Consider the following 15,462-nt stretch of genomic DNA (forward strand, 5'->3'; position numbering starts at 1 on the left):
ATGAAAGCGTACATCAGATCAACAATAGCAATATCTCCACAAAAAACATTTGATAATCAAATGTTTTTAAATGAATTGGTTGCCTATAATGTCAACCGATTAACGAGTATTGAACCTGATTATAGTGAGGCAATTGACCCGAAATTGATTCGGAGAATGAGCCGGATAATAAAAATGAGTGTGGCTACTGCAAAAGCGTGTTTAAAAGAAGCGGAAATAGCCAACCCGGATGCAATAATTACCGGGACAGCATATGGCTGTCTTGAAGATACCGGAATTTTTTTAACTAACATGGTGGAGCAGGACGAAGAGCCCGTTAGCCCGGTTGCATTCGTACAATCCACCCACAACACCATAGGCGCGCAGGTGGCATTATTAGTTAAATGCACCCGTTATAATAATACATTTGTTAGTGGAGGATTCTCTTTTGAAAACGCACTACTGGATGCCATGATGTTCTTAACCGAAAATAATAGCGCTAATGTGTTGGTAGGCGGAATGGACGAAATAACCGATATGAGCCATATCGTGTTAAGTAGGCTGGGTTTATATAAACCCCAGCCGGTGTCAAATCTTAATTTGTTTAATACAAATTCAAAAGGAACCATAAATGGCGAAGGGGCCGCCTTCTTTTTACTTTACAATACTTCATCCCCAGATAACCTGGCTTGCATTGACTCCGTTATTTCCTTTTATAAGCCCAGAGATTTAGCAGAAATACAACAACATATAGACTCCTTTTTAGTTTCCCAATCAATGAACCACTCAGATATTGATATACTGATACTGGGTAAAAACGGAGATGTAAAAAATGATGGGGTTTATTCCCGGTTACAGCAATCCACATTTAAGGGGGTAGCATCGGCAAACTATAAGCACCTATGCGGTGAATATCCTACCTCTACTGCTTTCGCTGCATGGTTGGGAGCAAACATTATCAAAAGCAACAGTATTCCTGATGCATTAGATTGCCAGAGCATATCGAAGAGTAAAATAAGCAAGGTGCTTATCTACAATCATTATCAAAATATTTATCATTCCTTAATTTTAATGTCGTCATGTTAAATTTCAGGAATGCGAATATATTTTTTATAAGTCTGCTACTGTTAAGTGTGGCTATTCAGATAGTAGAAAAAAGCGTCGCGGTTTACTTTTATATAATTTTAGCCGGGGTATATTCATTACTGTTATTTTATGGCTGCTATTACGTAGGGTCGAACTTTTTTATCCCTGTTATTTGCTCGGCACAGACTAGCAAAAAAGTGATTGCGCTTAGTTTTGATGATGGTCCGACTGCCGGGAATACTCTTCAAATATTAAAGATATTAAAAGATGTCAATGCAGAGGCTGCCTTCTTCTGCATAGGTAGCCATATAGCCCAAAACAAGGCGATATTAAAGCAGGCTTATAATGAAGGGCATCTTATTGGCAATCATACATTTTCTCATCATTTTTGGTTTGATATGTTCTCTGCGAAAAAGATGCTGGCTGATATGCAAATGATGGACGAGGCGATGAATGGCGTAATTGGCAAAACACCAAAGTTGTTCAGACCGCCCTACGGGGTTACTAATCCCAATCTCAAAAAAGCAATTATTCAAGGTAATTATATACCGGTTGGCTGGAGTATACGCTCAATGGATACAATAATAAAAGACGAAAAAATGCTATTAAATAAAGTTGTCAGGAAAATAAAGCCGGGTTCAATTTTTTTATTTCACGATACGAGCGACGCAACTATAGCCGTGTTGCCTGCCATAATTAAGCATATTCAGATAAACGGATATGAGATATTAAGGCTCGATAAGATGTTAAATTTGCAAGCATATGCGTAAAATAGTTTTAGTACTTTCTATATTGATATACGGAATTACTGCAAAAGCTCAACTCACCGGATACGCTCCTATTGCTGAACTGCCTAAATTTAAGGAACAGTTTGCGGTGATCGCCAAAAAAACAGAGACCATTACAAGCGATTTTGTACAGGAAAAAAACTTGAGCATGCTTTCAGAGAAAATTGTATCGAAAGGAAAATTTTGGTTCAAAAAAGACAACATGCTTCGGATGGAATACAGCAAGCCATTTGAATACCTAATGATCCTAAATAAAGACAATATGTATATTAAGGATGGACAAAAAGAAAATAAGGTTTCGACTAAATCCAGCAAATTGTTTCAACAGATCAATAAAATAACTATTGATTGTATACAGGGAACAGTTTTTAGTAATCCTGATTTTAGAACTAAAGCATACGAAAACAAGAACAGCTATCTGATTGAGCTGACGCCGGCAGACAAAGCCCTAAAAGAGTTTTTTAAAGCCATTAATGTGATCATAGAAAAAAATGGTTATGAGGTAACTACAATTGAAATGGACGAGAATTCCGGTGATAATACCATTATCCGTTTTACAAACAGAGAAATAAACACTCCTATTCCCGATGCGATATTTGCTATTAAGTAGCTGCTTAATTATACTGGCAGGATGCTCGTCGGTTTATAAAAATCTGCAACCTGCCACAGGCAATATAAATTATATACAAAAGTTTAAGCCGGATTTTAAAAACACACTTTATAAAGCGGAAATTGACGTGGTAGGCCATCACCTAAGTGGATTACTATTAATAAAAACATTGCCTGATAGTAGTATAAGAATGGTGTTCTCAAACGAGATAGGGTTTAAATTCTTCGATTTTGAGTTTAGGCTCAATGGTGGCTTTAAGGTACTTTACGTAATTAAGCAGATGGGTAAAAAGCCAGTTATAAAAACGTTAAAAAAAGATTTCGAGCTAATATTGCTGCTTGAAAGAGATACCCAAAACGCGTATTTACGTAAGGATGATAATAGCATGTATTACATATTTCCTAAGGAAAAAGGATCATTCTGTTACATTACCGATTTAAATGGTACCGAAATGAAGGCAATGGAAATTTCATCTCCGCATAAACCAATTGTACTGGCCATTATGAAAAACTATACTAGTGATATACCTGATACAATTGGTATTACACACACAAATTTTAACTTTATCATTGGCTTAAAAAAAATAGAAAGATAATGCTGCAACATCACCTTTTTACTTTTACTGATTTGCAAATAGAGAAAGATATTGTAAAAACACATATTAAACTTAATCCATTACATCCAATATTTAAGGGTCACTTTCCCGATAACCCGATTTTACCTGGAGTTTGCATGATGCAAATGGTAAAGGAAGTGTTAGAAGCTTATACGAACAAAGAAATCAAATTGGTATTGGGTCAAGATTTTAAATTTTTGTCGATTATTTGTCCCGAAGAAAATACAATGATCCAAATGGAATTTAAGATTAATACCGAAAATGAAAAAATCAGGATAGTGGCGCAATTACTGACCAATACAATCGTTTTTTTTAAATTCAAGGGGACATTCCACTACCGATGGAACTAAATTCGGAGCAATTAAATCCGTTTAAATCATAACAAATTCGGTAACCAATCTAGGCTGTAAACCATCGAGGTCATTTAATCGTCCATTTAAGAGTAGTATAGAAATAGCCATAAAGCGTTCCGACTAGGATATTTCGAATTTTTGAACTCTGTTAATGATATTTTCGAAAGAATATGGGGTTGATCAATTGAGGTCTTTACGATTTAGCGATGTATTCAAGCCGTCATTGCACGCACCATCCCAATTTTACCTCTTAGGCAACAAAAACGAAAGGCGGATAAAGTGTCAAGGCCGAAGCGCCGCTAAAAAACAATACAAAACGCTTCGCTTGTGTAGCCTTGACATTTTATTCCGCCGGTCGGTAACTTTGCCGGATGCGGTGAAATGGGAATTTATTTTATACCAGGGAAAAATCAGGTGTGTTATGAGCGAAGCAAATTTCACTCATGATTGTGCAGCATCGAGGCTGACGGCGTAAGTATGAAGCCTTCTGCCGCAGATGCTTTTGGGTCATTTCTTCAAATAATAAAATATCGCCCTGATCTCGTCTTCCGTGAAATAGCGGTTCTTGCCAACTTTTGTACCCCGGATAGTCCCCTTCTGCATCCAGTTATGAACGGTCGCTTTGCTTACTTTAAACCGTGCAGCAATATCCGCAATGGTAGATAACGAACGGGCACCATCTTCGATGTCTTTTTTCTTTAATAATACAGCCTCGAGACTTTCTGTAAAGAACTGTTTGATGATTTTCTCCACTAGCCTGAACTTGAAGTCCGCCCTAAGATCTTCCAGGGCTTTCTCATCCTTGTCGAAAAATTGGTGTTTACCTTTCATTAGACCGTTGTAATCATCAAGTGTTTCTCATAGACTTTATTGGTCAGCATAACCAAATCCTTTGTAACCAGATACAAAGCAGCTACAGATTTAGTATCCGGCTCAAAAATATCCCGGTACCTGACGTTCACATAGGCATGTTTAAGCAGGTCGAACATTTCCTTGTTTTCCGGAACATCTAAACCGAAAAGATCAATCAGGTCAGTCGTAAACATCTGTGTGATTTGTAACAGCTTTGAAAGGTTATGGTTATTGATCCGGTAATCCAAGACTGCCCGAATGACAGCTATTAACAAGCATTCTGCGCATTGATGCAAAGAAAACAGGGCCGCCTTATGAGCATTGTTCTCTAAATAAAATTCTGCGCCAAGTAAAAACTCCCTGCCCTGTTCCTGCCAGCGTTCCCAATTGAAGCTGGCATCTTTACTTGCCGACAAACATGGCGGTTTAGGCACGGGTAAAAGCAGGTCGCCCGATAGATAGATAATAGGACAATGTAAAGCCTTGCCGAAGAACAGATTGTCGTCACTGGCTCCCTTAAATAATGCTGAAGCATAATGCACCAGTGCCGTTACGTCAGCAACCGGCTGAACACTTTCTTCAATCATACTGCCCAACGAACTTGCCTGATTGAGTTCGTCGCCCGATGTTAATATCAATAAAAAGATTCTATCGGGCTCACCAGGAATTGCCCCTAAGTATAAGATCGACTGGACTGTTGTTAGTTTATGTTTAATAACAGAAACAACTTTGCGAAGTATGAGTTCGCGATCTGGTGAAATGGAAGTATTTAACTGATAAAGGGAAGGCTGGGTTTCAGTCGTTGCAGAAGTTAAACTGTCGTTTTTCATAGCTAGTTGGTTAAAGTCAATTTTTAAATAAGGTTTACCTGATTCACGCTGATAGATCATCCAGGCTGCAGAATACAATTTTTGCAGATTTTCATAGACTTTGATCAGGTCTCGAGTTTCAATGAATTCATTAGCTGCACTTGCAGACAAACCGTACTCCAGCCAGTCAAAAAGCATTTCACGGTATTGCGGCAAATTATAATCCTTAAAAAATCGCTTGGTGACCAGGTATGGATTGAACAATTCGGATTCATTGAGATTAGCAGGATAGTCCCTCCATGGTAATCGCTCTTCATTCAAATCAGGAATTACTTTTATTTGGTTACATGAGTCTTGTTTCTCATTGAGCAGGAATACTGCGTCAATCAACCGAAGATTTAGCTGATAAAAATATAAGAGTTCAGCAGGACTGTTTTTATGGTCTTTGTAGTAATCATTTTTCAGAATATAATTCCGCCATTTTTGCAATCGTTCGAGGTGTCCCGGCAGCCAATCATCGGAGAAAAAATCGTCCAAGACGATCAAAGGTTGGTGCGCTTCCCCCACAGTTAAGGAAATCGGCAAAAAGTCCCATTTGGTATATTCAGTAGCTTGCATATCACTAAGATTTAAGCCTGCCTGTACCAGCAAGCATATCAAAGTAAAAGACCTTTTATAGCGTACCGAACCATATACAGTTGTACTTTACAATTAAAGAGTTGTTTGTTACCTTTACATATTACTTATACCTTTAATTTATGGCAGAGACCTTACATATTGGAAGAAAGATTACTAAACTCCGGGAGCTACGTGGTATGAAGCAAGAGGCTTTAGCAGCGGAGCTGGGCATTAGTCAGCAAGCCGTTTCCAAAATTGAACAAAGCGCCGATGTGGAAGATGATGCCTTAATCAAGATTGCTAAAATCTTAGGAGTGACTGTTGAGGGCATAAAGCATTTTACAGAAGATTCGGTCTTTAACAATATCAATAATTTTCACGACCATTCAGTTCAAAACAACTTCAATCCTATTGAAAAAATTGTTGCTCTGTACGATGAGAAAGTTGCTCTGTTAGAGCGCTTACTTGCAAGCGAGCGCGAAAAAGTCGAATTGCTAAAAAACAAATAGTCGGTACTCAGTTCTGGTTAGTTTGCCCGTCTGCTTTTTATTTTTCTTTTCACCAGCCCGCGTTTGATTAGCGTTCGTGAATTGACTTTGGCTGCCTCTTCCAAACTATCTGTTTGTTTAATCATAAATTCAGCGTTAAACCGGTAAACACTATCCACCCAATCTGCTTGCTTCGGAAATACCTGCCTGATCGCCCGATATTTCAAATCATTTGCCTCCAAACTGCTTTTTGATTTCCATAAGTATATGTTGACACCCGTCTGTATCGCCGTGACCATAAACCAAATGATGCTTGCAGCAATGATCTCTTTCGTTTTCAAACTTAGCGTGACCTGGTACTTAACGGGAATATTCTTAGGGACCGTTTTCAGTATTTCTTTTACTTCTGTTATCTCGCTTTTCAAAACCTCCGTACATTGTTTTAACTCCACTGTCACCTTAGAATAATCAGGGTATTCCCGCTTATCCAGTTCGTTAACTTTAATCACCAACTGGTCTATAATTTCATTATTGATATTGTTGTCTGTTCCCATTTGTTTCTATTATTTATTTCCTTTATTCCTTAAAAAAATCACCGGCTGATCTCTTGCTTCTTCTTTTTCTTGCGGTACTTGCCGTCATCTTCATCCGGGGTAATGTAGGGGATCGGACCGATGTCTTCCTGCCGGAGCAGGGTATCTAGCATCGATGCGCCTGGCTTATGCATTTGTGTTATCTGCCGAAGTTCAGCTACCATCTGCCGGTGATCTTCGTGTGCCATCTTGAGTTCTGCCTGCTGCCTTTCTATCGTTCCGCTTAGCTTACTATAACTAAAATTCCGGTCTATCTCAGAGCCCTTAAACATACAGCCGTCTTTGCCAAAACTTATACCCTGTATTTCGTTACTTCCGCTTTTGAGTTTGTATACTGTTCTGATTCCCTTTAATTGTAACCGTCTCTCCAGTTCTCCTATGCTGTAAACATTTTTTACTTGTGACCGAATGGCATCATAAATCAAATATTTGACCTGGTCGCTGCCTTTTAACTGCTGGCGATTGACCGCATCTTTTCCTTTTGCCAGATATAAATTATGTTCCTTTGTGAGCTCCTTACAAACGTTTATATTTCTTCTCCACTGAAAATTATCGGTTATCGTTTTCCCGTTATTATCGACCCGGTTATAAATGATATGCAGGTGAGGATGTGCCCGGTCGCTGTGCCGGATCATGAGCAGCTGCGTCTCACCAATTTTCATTTTTTGCAGGTATTCACCGGCAATGGTAACCATCAATTCATTGGTGATTTTTTCCACCTCGTTTGGGCTAAAGCTTAAGATCATATGACCTACCGCCTGGCCTAAACCGGGATTCATTTTTCGCTGCATGTTAAAGTCAGCCGTGGCTTGACTCACCTGCGCATATCTTACCCCTTCAGCCAACAAAACTTCGGCTTCCGGTTTCAGCATATTGTACCGGATACAACCGCCAAAGCTCTTGCCCGGTTTAGGTATCTTGCCTATCATCTGCGTTCAAATATTTTAAAGCCTGGTCGATCTCTATCAGAAGTTCATTACACTTTCGTGCTATGCTTAAAATGCCTCCGGTATGCGCCAGCCTTGTCAGTTGATTCAGGTTGTTGGCAGCACCTGTAAGCATGTGCAGGATTCTTCTATCTTCCGGCTTCAGCCGTTCCATCACTTTTGCATTTTTAGCAGCAGCCCTAAACCAGTCACTGAGCTTCATACCGGCCCGCTTAGCCTTACCGGCGATAAACATCCGCTCGGTAGCAGTCAGCCTCACCATGATAAAGGCTTCTCTTTTGATAGTCTTTTTCGGTGCGCCCCCCTTATGCTTTCGGCGATCTTTCGCCCGTATATCTTTACCTTCTGGTAAACTTTCCATTAATCAATGACCATTAAAAATCCAATTTCATTCTTCCCCTTTATGCGACCAACGGGAGCATAAAGGCAAGTTTGCCCCGGGTGCCGCAGGCATCCGGGGAGTTTTTGTGAAGCAAAAACACAAACTTGCTCCACTTCGTCGCTCATGCTCCTCGTGCTGCCCAGCTGTTCAGTTGTCTGGTTGTGCTGCTGCTGGCAAATTCCGCATTTACTGCTTCGATTAATTTTTTTCAAGATTATCCGGCCAATAAATAAGGCTCCCTTTTGCCGGGTGAAAAGATGGCTGGTAACGGATATAGCCATACTCATCCAGCTCCCTGATACACTTGTGGTAAGTCGCAATAGATGCGATCTTAGCATAAGCCATCAACGTTTTACGGGTGATGGCAAAAGGGCTGACAAAGCCTCTGCGTTGCCAGAAAATAAATAGAGCTGTGAATAAACTTACATGAGTTGCCAGTACCCGATTGTCGCTTCCCATGCGTTTGATCAGGTCGTTATAGCTTGCTAATTTTTTTGAGAGCATCATCTTCCGTTACCCTCCAAAATCTTGTTAATGTCTTCCATCTTGTAATACATGATGCTGCCTATTTTGGTAAAGCGTAGCGTGCCGTTAATGCGCAGGTTCTGTAAGGTGCCGGGTGATATATTCAGCATCTTTCTGACCTCGCTGCTTTTCAGCCATTTCTTGGATTGCCCTTGTCCCGGCTGCATGATCTGTTTAAGTTCGTTGAGCAATTCGTTTTTAAAATCCCGTAGATCCTCGCGGGTGATTAGTTCCACATTCATCTGTCGTCCTCCTTAATCTTTAATGGTTTGTTGCATGGCATTAAGTACTTCACTTTTTTTGAAGTACACCCTTTTATGCAGGCGCAAATAGGGTAAGCCTTTTTTCATCCAGTCAGTAAGCGTTACCAGTGACACGCCGAGTTCGGCTGCAAGCTCCTGCTTGGATAAAAGTTTTTCTGAATCCGGCGGCTGGCTGCCGCCTGTTTTAAAGTGTTGTTGTAGTTCTGCCCTGACTGCATCCCTGATGCATTGGCTAAGGGCTTCGTGGTTAATGATCTGCATCGCATTTGTTTTGGTACAAATGTGTGCTATACACCGTAACCTTCTTGACCACGCAAATCTGCGTGGTTAAAATGGAGTGGTTTGAGGAAAGTTAAAATTGTTTATAAAATATTGATTAACAGATAAATGCCATAGTAGCAAAACAACCGACTAAGTGACTGGCAAAACAATAATCAACTCCGCTTTTTAGCATGATTAATCGTAAACAGCTTGGATTTTGCAGGAATATCGGCATGTTTATCACCCGGTTCCCGCTTATCAGTGGGGAAATAACGGCGTATAGTTTCGTGGTTGATCTCCTTACCACCCTCGCGGAAATACTTGCAGATCATCTTCGTCCAAACGCTTTGCGTTTGTGAAAACATCAGCTCTTTTCCTTCAGGAGTCTTCAATTCCTGCATTTGTAAATACAAGTCTAATACGGTATTGCGGTAGCCATCTGGAATATTGATACAACCTTCAGTTTCCAGCGCAGTTGCTTTTTTAAGAGCGGCTTTAAGCTGGATTACTTCTTGTTTAAGCACATAGATTTCGGAATCCTGTTGTGCGATTACCGCGTCGTTCGATTTATGGAAATTCCAGCGGTCGAGTGAGATCAGCAACTCTGTGAATTTTTGCAGCCTTGCTAATTGACGCTCATTGCGTAAATGGTTATCATCATAGACATCTTTCTTCAATAAAACTTTTAGCTGCCTTTCGACGAGTGACCAAAAATACTTAAAGAACACCTCTTCTGTACCATTGGGATGATGTGATAAATAATAAGCCAGGTGGCGCTGGTAAAACTCCGCTATACGATCCTCAGGGATGGCGAACACCCGTTTAAAAAAGTGTTTTAAAAAATGTGACCGGTTCCATTGCACCGGATTGCCAATATCCAGGGTATCCTTTGAAAAGTCAAAGCGGTCACGGGGTCTGAAATAGGTTACGCTCATAAGTAGGTGATTTACTCAAAAATAAACGTTTCTGCGATTGGAAAAAAGGCTGATGAAAGCGTATCATCAAATAACAATGAGGTTAATTAAAAGAAGGGCCATCAGGAGTGGTTCAATTTGGTTAGCTAGATTTAACTTGAGGCTGAACTCCTATTGACCCACACTGGCCAATTATATAACCATTTCTTAGAAAATTAGGCGTTTAGCAATATGGTCGTTGATTCGAATCACATAATGTTCGCTTATAGGAGTGACCCACATGGGATTATTTTCGAACAAATATTAACTCCAGGCCCATTATGACTGAATATTAGCCGAAGTGAAAGATTTTTGGAACGTTTAAGCCGAATTGACAAAGGTTGAGTGATTTTGAAAATCTATTACTTCAATTTAATAGGAAACATATTTCTCCTGCATTATTCGAAACCCATGATTACAAAAACATTGGGTAATGCCGTTCTTAGGTATACCCAATAATCTTTATTTGTTATATGATGCTTTGCTACATAATTCTTAAATTGTAACTTAATATTTGAATTATGGATGATGCAGAATTAGAAGCCATACTTAAGCAACTTTCAATTCCCAAAGAAGAAATGGAAGAAATAAAAAAGAGTTGGGTTTTCCAGGAGTCCGGTGAAATTAATCAATTAAAAGATCATCATGTTGGAACGCAACCGATTCGAGTTGTTCATAATATGGTACTACACATGTTTGCCAATACGTACCCTGCTTTCAAAGAAAAACTTCAGAAGCTGGTGGACGAAGGAAAACTAAATCCTAAGATTAACTTGGTTTTGAAGCAGGAATGCATATCAGGCGATGGGTTGATAAATACACCCCGCGTAAGTGGAGATAGCCGACAAATCTGCGTGCATGAAACATTTTTATCTTACTTATGGTGCGTATCCTATGCGGTATATATACTTTATATAGAAAAAGTAGATTATCCCAAACTCAACAAAGCGGCTGGTAAGATTATTTACCCTGTCAGTCAAGTTGAAATTGATAAAGCGATGAAACTGTTTGATTATGGTAAGTCTCTAATCGCATATTTTTCAGAATGGGATATTGATGCGCTACCTAACCCCGAAAAATATTTGGCTGAAAATAGAAACTACGTAGAGCAATCCAGTATGTGTTATACTGAAGCAGTCAGTTTTATTTTAGCACATGAGCTTACACATCTTGAACGACATATTGATGAATTAAATGAGAATACACCGGATTCGCATTACCTGAATTTCGAAATTGAGGCCGACAAAGAAGCGATCTTTCATACTATTCAAAGTGCAAAAGTTATGGGGCCTAAATCGGTTAACAGTGGTATAGTTGTCGCTTTACTATCTATGTTATATTTTAGTTCGGTTACCTCAGGGAAGAGACATCCGAATGTAGAGGATCGAATAACCACTGCCTTAGAATTGCTGAATATTGATGAATTCGACCCGGCGTGGGGTATGGCATGTGTAGGCCTTGAGCTTTGGGAACAGCAGTTCAATTTAAATTTTGAATGGTTGCAGGATTCTTATTCACCTCAACAACAATACTACCATTTGCTAAAGCAGATCAAAAGCCGTAATTAATTATCAATGCGAGTAATGAATATATAAGGTATTTACTTATCGCACAGACATTACAAAAAATAATTAGAGTAATAAGAACTCTCGATATAGTATTCAAATCGTTTTTCTAAGACGTCTTCGGGTACCGCCAAATGTTTTAAAATGAGGTAGTTTATTAAGGCGCGACATGATACTGTTAACGCCTCTAAATCATCTCCGGATACTGCTTTGTTTTTTAAATTGGGATTGTAGTGGGTATAGTAATTTCGAGACTGCTTTACTTTTCGTTTAAATTCGTCATCATAAATATAGTCAAATCCGATTTTATTACCCTTAACTTCAGAAAACAATTTTGACAGCCGTTGATCTAATGTAAGTTCATTTTTAAACGCTAAATACTCATTAACTTCTTTTTTGTATACCTCTGGCACCCCTGCAATAATCTCCGTTAACTTCAGTTTAAAATCAGCATCAAGCATTGGCTTGCCTGGATATTTGTAGATATGATATATTTCTAATGCCCTAATGAGATTTAAGAAATTATTTTCGTCAAAAGCACCGCGGTAAAAATAATCCAGGAATACTAGTTTAAGAATATGCTGTGCCTGTGTAGCGAAACTGAACCAGTTTGCGAAAAACACATCCAAATTGCCCTGAACATCGTTCCTGCTGACCAGGTATTTCCGGTGGCGATCTTGAATAGGGTATTCAAATTTATTAAATGGTGTTGCACCATACACCATTGTACCTAAAAACTTATCTCTATTGTAATGTTCAACCGTGTTATACACACGTGCAGCTGAAACATTTGCGCCGTCTTTCGACAGAAAGGAAACAAGTTGCTGAAAATATAGCAAATACTTCATGAGTTCAGCTAAAAGCATCCCTTCTTCACTTTTGGCGATGAGATTTACCAATGCAAATTGATGTAGGATGATTTTGTTCCGTTTCTCCGTGGATGGTACAAAACATTCAAAATCTATGCTGATATCAATGTTATCGTTAAGGACTATATTTAGTTTTTCGGGTGTCAGGTATTCAATTGAAAAACCGTCACGACTGGTTGTTTTTTTAAAGCTTTCGCTTCTAATCCAATTGTCAAAATTAGGTATATGTACACCTAAGATTTTAAATTTCTGTTCATTGAATTCATTATAATAATCATCGCCGTAGAGCATTAACCTTGCGTTAAAGCTTTCCAAAAATCCGGAGCAGTCATAAAGCGTTATTTTTTCTCCAAAACGCCCCAAACCATGTACTATAGGATATTTGCGCTCATCGATATCACTTCCCGCAATTTTTTCAGAAAGGTCCCGATTAGTGGGATCTGTCAGATGAAGTTCAATAACAAAATCGGTTACAGTTAGGTGCCCTTGGATTTTCACTGGACTATTTGGCAAAAACCATACACCGTGATAAATTTCTTCTTTGCTTTCGACCATAATTTAATTTAGCATATAGATTGGTATTAGCATTAATTTAGATTCATCTTAATGAACTTGTAATTCAAAAATTATCGGAATTAAATTTTTAGTCATCCCTTCGCCTTGACCTTATAAGCAAAATCCCAGTCATCGAAATCATGTACATTTACTAAGATATCGGAAAGCTTGAAAGTGTTTTCATAAAGCATACAATAAATAAATTTAGTGATAGCGGCGGAATCTTTCAATTCATCAAATTCTATAATCTTAATACCAAACCTTGTCGTAGAGCCAATAAATGGCAATACTGAATTTAAAGAATTTAATTTATGGTAATCCAGTTCTTCGCTATTGACTGGCGTTAATTGAAAACTTCCAGTCTGTTCGTCAAATTCGAAATCATAACTTGTCAACCCTTCGTTCGGTAACAATATCATTCGAAAATTTATGGCATTGAAATAATTGTCAAGTTCATACTGCTCATACAAGCTCCAGAACTTTTCACGATTATTTTGAAACATTTTCATCAATTTAATAACATTTCCAAGAAATATGACTTCCCCGCAAAGAATTGAAAAACCAGGACCCTCAGTACCGTCATTAAATCGCGTATATGTGTGGCTAAAATTTATGATACATGTAAACTTTTTATAGGTAACATGCCTAAACGTTTGAATTGCCGCAGCTTTTATAATAAATGCAATAAGCAATTTCTGACCATCAATATCTATTGACGGAAGCAAAATTTCACAATCTGGGATAGTTCTAAATTCCTTCTTTTGACGTGGTGCTGCTGCTATCTGCTCTCGTATCAGCTTTTCCAGAAATATCAATTTTTCTTTGATTTCATTCTGAATACCGTCGTAGTTAGGCCTGTTTTCTTTCAACGCCGGGTAGTACGTATTTCTAATGGCAGGGTATTTTGCGATTTGCGCCTGAATATCAATCCAGCAAAAGAATTTTATTTTTCTGTTCCCGGACTTGCTCTCCGCCATACAGATATCCTGAAGTTGAACTATTCTGTTTGTTGTTGTAGCAAAATAGAATTGCTCAATATCATGTGGAAAATTACTAATTGACTTGACAGTCGAATTAAAATCATCTTTTAACTCTCTAATCAATGCAGCTTTAGAACGGTTCAAGTCCTTTTTCTTTGCCTGTACTGCAATTTTAAGTTCGGGACTATAAATATCAACACCGAACTGCACCATACCCTTTGAACCATATTCTTCAAACGAATCGGTCTTATACATGGCGTTGAATAAATCCTTTAGGAAGGTTTGAAATGCGTACTCATCACCCAATGGTTCATATTGGTATTTCATTGCTGTCAAATTTTGGCTTAGGCTTAAAAAGCGTCGGGTTTTAATAATATCGGAAAATATTAACATCCTCTATGAATTCACCTTTATGTTCTACGCGATACTTTCCGAATAAATTCAAAAATATCGGCGAAAAGTCAAGTCCGGCGGACAAGCTTAACTGTTTTGCTTTATCACTTACGTACAGTAATGTTTCATTATTGATAAGCGTTTGAAGAACTGCTTTAAGAGCCGCAACCCCTTCGATATATAGTGGACTAACGCTTGCCTTACCAGCAACAGTATGATGTGACATGTCCTGAAAAACTTTACGCGCCTCTTTTGTGACTTTACCTGTAGTGAAAATTATCGTCTTCGTTGCCTTGAATTTAACCGCACGATAGGTTAATGGGTGCGCATCTCCTGGTTCAAAATCCCTGTCTTTGAGTTCAAAAATCCAGGTCTTATCCCTAAACTGAACTACACAGTCTACCTCTTCGCTATCCTGCGTTAAGTTCCAGATAATACTTTCCTTTGGAATACCGGATTCGATCAACGAACTGGTAAGCAAAATTGTCATCCAATGACTTCCCGAGGTCATTTGTCTTCCTAAATCAGTTAAAATAAAACTTTCCTGAATCAGTTCATCGGCAAAATTTCTTCCACAATGCGGACAACTGAGTACAAATTTGCCAAGTTCTTCCTTTGATTGCACCACGCCAATTGGTGTTGACTTCTTTTTACAGCTGACGATATACCTGGTAGTTACCAGACTATGATTAATCAGCTCGTTTATAGTTTCTAAAATGGAATCCTTGTGTTCTCCCTTGACATGTTGCGTTTGGAAGGATTCATGTTCTGCAATTCTTCTAAGTATTTGCCTAAGCTTATTATCACTTATGATTAACGCAGCTTGGGATTCAATATCGGTCAATATCGGATATCGGAACAGGTTATAATAAGTAACGTGCGTATCAAGTTTGTCATTCTTGGAAAAAATAAACCAATTCTTTTCCATGTGCCTAACCTTACGGCCATCAACGTTGCTTTTAAGGAGGCTTCAAACT

General features: G+C 38.7%; 19 protein-coding genes. 7 read left to right on the forward strand and 12 right to left on the reverse strand.

The window, feature by feature from the left end; genetic code table 11:
• From ACPPVU_RS24860 to ACPPVU_RS24880, 5 genes are read left to right on the forward strand one after another with little or no spacing between them, the layout of a single operon-like run.
• Positions 1-1,065 carry a beta-ketoacyl synthase chain length factor gene (locus ACPPVU_RS24860; RefSeq protein ID WP_426669432.1) on the forward strand — a complete coding sequence of 355 codons (1,065 nt, stop codon included), beginning with the start codon at positions 1-3 and terminating at the stop codon, positions 1,063-1,065.
• Positions 1,059-1,835 carry a polysaccharide deacetylase family protein gene (locus ACPPVU_RS24865; RefSeq protein ID WP_426669433.1) on the forward strand — a complete coding sequence of 259 codons (777 nt, stop codon included), beginning with the start codon at positions 1,059-1,061 and terminating at the stop codon, positions 1,833-1,835. The genes ACPPVU_RS24860 and ACPPVU_RS24865 overlap by 7 nt, the downstream gene beginning before the upstream one ends.
• Positions 1,828-2,463, forward strand: coding sequence for an outer membrane lipoprotein carrier protein LolA (locus tag ACPPVU_RS24870; RefSeq protein WP_426669434.1), 636 nt, complete (start codon positions 1,828-1,830; stop codon positions 2,461-2,463). The genes ACPPVU_RS24865 and ACPPVU_RS24870 overlap by 8 nt, the downstream gene beginning before the upstream one ends.
• The gene (locus tag ACPPVU_RS24875) at positions 2,441-3,058 is read left to right on the forward strand and encodes a hypothetical protein (RefSeq protein ID WP_426669435.1); all 618 of its coding nucleotides are present in this window, start codon (positions 2,441-2,443) and stop codon (positions 3,056-3,058) included. Before ACPPVU_RS24870 ends, ACPPVU_RS24875 begins: the two co-directional genes overlap by 23 nt.
• On the forward strand, positions 3,058-3,429 hold the full coding sequence (locus tag ACPPVU_RS24880; protein ID WP_426669436.1) for a hypothetical protein: 372 nt from the start codon (positions 3,058-3,060) through the stop codon (positions 3,427-3,429). The genes ACPPVU_RS24875 and ACPPVU_RS24880 overlap by 1 nt, the downstream gene beginning before the upstream one ends.
• A gap of 510 nt (positions 3,430-3,939) precedes the next feature.
• On the opposite strand, the gene ACPPVU_RS24885 is transcribed toward ACPPVU_RS24880, so the two are convergent.
• The gene (locus ACPPVU_RS24885; RefSeq protein ID WP_426669437.1) at positions 3,940-4,263 is read right to left on the reverse strand and encodes a helix-turn-helix domain-containing protein; all 324 of its coding nucleotides are present in this window, start codon (positions 4,261-4,263) and stop codon (positions 3,940-3,942) included.
• Positions 4,263-5,711, reverse strand: coding sequence for a HEPN domain-containing protein (locus tag ACPPVU_RS24890; protein WP_426669438.1), 1,449 nt, complete (start codon positions 5,709-5,711; stop codon positions 4,263-4,265). Before ACPPVU_RS24890 ends, ACPPVU_RS24885 begins: the two co-directional genes overlap by 1 nt.
• 140 nt (positions 5,712-5,851) lie before the next feature.
• Here ACPPVU_RS24890 and ACPPVU_RS24895 point away from each other — a divergent pair, with 140 nt between their 5' ends.
• A complete protein-coding gene (locus tag ACPPVU_RS24895; protein WP_426669439.1) occupies positions 5,852-6,220 on the forward strand; it encodes a helix-turn-helix domain-containing protein in 369 nt (122 codons plus the stop codon).
• Positions 6,221-6,237: 17 nt separating this feature from the next.
• On the opposite strand, the gene ACPPVU_RS24900 is transcribed toward ACPPVU_RS24895, so the two are convergent.
• The 7 genes from ACPPVU_RS24900 to ACPPVU_RS24930 form a co-directional block, all read right to left on the reverse strand.
• Positions 6,238-6,753, reverse strand: coding sequence for a hypothetical protein (locus ACPPVU_RS24900; RefSeq protein ID WP_426669440.1), 516 nt, complete (start codon positions 6,751-6,753; stop codon positions 6,238-6,240).
• A gap of 38 nt (positions 6,754-6,791) precedes the next feature.
• Entirely contained in the window at positions 6,792-7,721 is a 930-nt protein-coding gene (locus ACPPVU_RS24905; RefSeq protein ID WP_426669441.1) for a relaxase/mobilization nuclease domain-containing protein, read from the reverse strand.
• Complete coding sequence (locus tag ACPPVU_RS24910; RefSeq protein WP_426669442.1) at positions 7,702-8,100, reverse strand: plasmid mobilization protein; 399 nt, start codon at positions 8,098-8,100, stop codon at positions 7,702-7,704. The genes ACPPVU_RS24905 and ACPPVU_RS24910 overlap by 20 nt, the downstream gene beginning before the upstream one ends.
• A 219-nt stretch (positions 8,101-8,319) precedes the next feature.
• Positions 8,320-8,628, reverse strand: a complete 309-nt coding sequence (locus ACPPVU_RS24915) for a hypothetical protein (RefSeq protein ID WP_426669443.1) — start codon at positions 8,626-8,628, stop codon at positions 8,320-8,322.
• The gene (locus ACPPVU_RS24920) at positions 8,625-8,888 is read right to left on the reverse strand and encodes a helix-turn-helix domain-containing protein (RefSeq protein WP_426669444.1); all 264 of its coding nucleotides are present in this window, start codon (positions 8,886-8,888) and stop codon (positions 8,625-8,627) included. Before ACPPVU_RS24920 ends, ACPPVU_RS24915 begins: the two co-directional genes overlap by 4 nt.
• 12 nt (positions 8,889-8,900) lie before the next feature.
• Complete coding sequence (locus ACPPVU_RS24925; protein ID WP_426669445.1) at positions 8,901-9,170, reverse strand: helix-turn-helix domain-containing protein; 270 nt, start codon at positions 9,168-9,170, stop codon at positions 8,901-8,903.
• A gap of 173 nt (positions 9,171-9,343) precedes the next feature.
• Positions 9,344-10,105 (reverse strand): hypothetical protein, encoded by a 762-nt coding sequence (locus ACPPVU_RS24930; RefSeq protein WP_426669446.1) that lies wholly within the window; start codon positions 10,103-10,105, stop codon positions 9,344-9,346.
• A gap of 539 nt (positions 10,106-10,644) precedes the next feature.
• Here ACPPVU_RS24930 and ACPPVU_RS24935 point away from each other — a divergent pair.
• Positions 10,645-11,691, forward strand: a complete 1,047-nt coding sequence (locus ACPPVU_RS24935) for a phage exclusion protein Lit family protein (protein WP_426669447.1) — start codon at positions 10,645-10,647, stop codon at positions 11,689-11,691.
• A gap of 50 nt (positions 11,692-11,741) precedes the next feature.
• On the opposite strand, the gene ACPPVU_RS24940 is transcribed toward ACPPVU_RS24935, so the two are convergent.
• The 3 genes from ACPPVU_RS24940 to ACPPVU_RS24950 form a co-directional block, all read right to left on the reverse strand.
• Positions 11,742-13,112 (reverse strand): HEPN domain-containing protein, encoded by a 1,371-nt coding sequence (locus tag ACPPVU_RS24940; RefSeq protein ID WP_426669448.1) that lies wholly within the window; start codon positions 13,110-13,112, stop codon positions 11,742-11,744.
• 92 nt (positions 13,113-13,204) lie between these two features.
• Positions 13,205-14,419, reverse strand: a complete 1,215-nt coding sequence (locus ACPPVU_RS24945; RefSeq protein ID WP_426669449.1) for a hypothetical protein — start codon at positions 14,417-14,419, stop codon at positions 13,205-13,207.
• 40 nt (positions 14,420-14,459) lie between these two features.
• On the reverse strand, positions 14,460-15,413 hold the full coding sequence (locus tag ACPPVU_RS24950; RefSeq protein ID WP_426669450.1) for a hypothetical protein: 954 nt from the start codon (positions 15,411-15,413) through the stop codon (positions 14,460-14,462).
• Between the last annotated feature and the right edge of the window lie 49 nt (positions 15,414-15,462).

The sequence above is a fragment of the Mucilaginibacter sp. McL0603 genome, from assembly GCF_049992945.1.
GTDB lineage: Bacteria > Bacteroidota > Bacteroidia > Sphingobacteriales > Sphingobacteriaceae > Mucilaginibacter.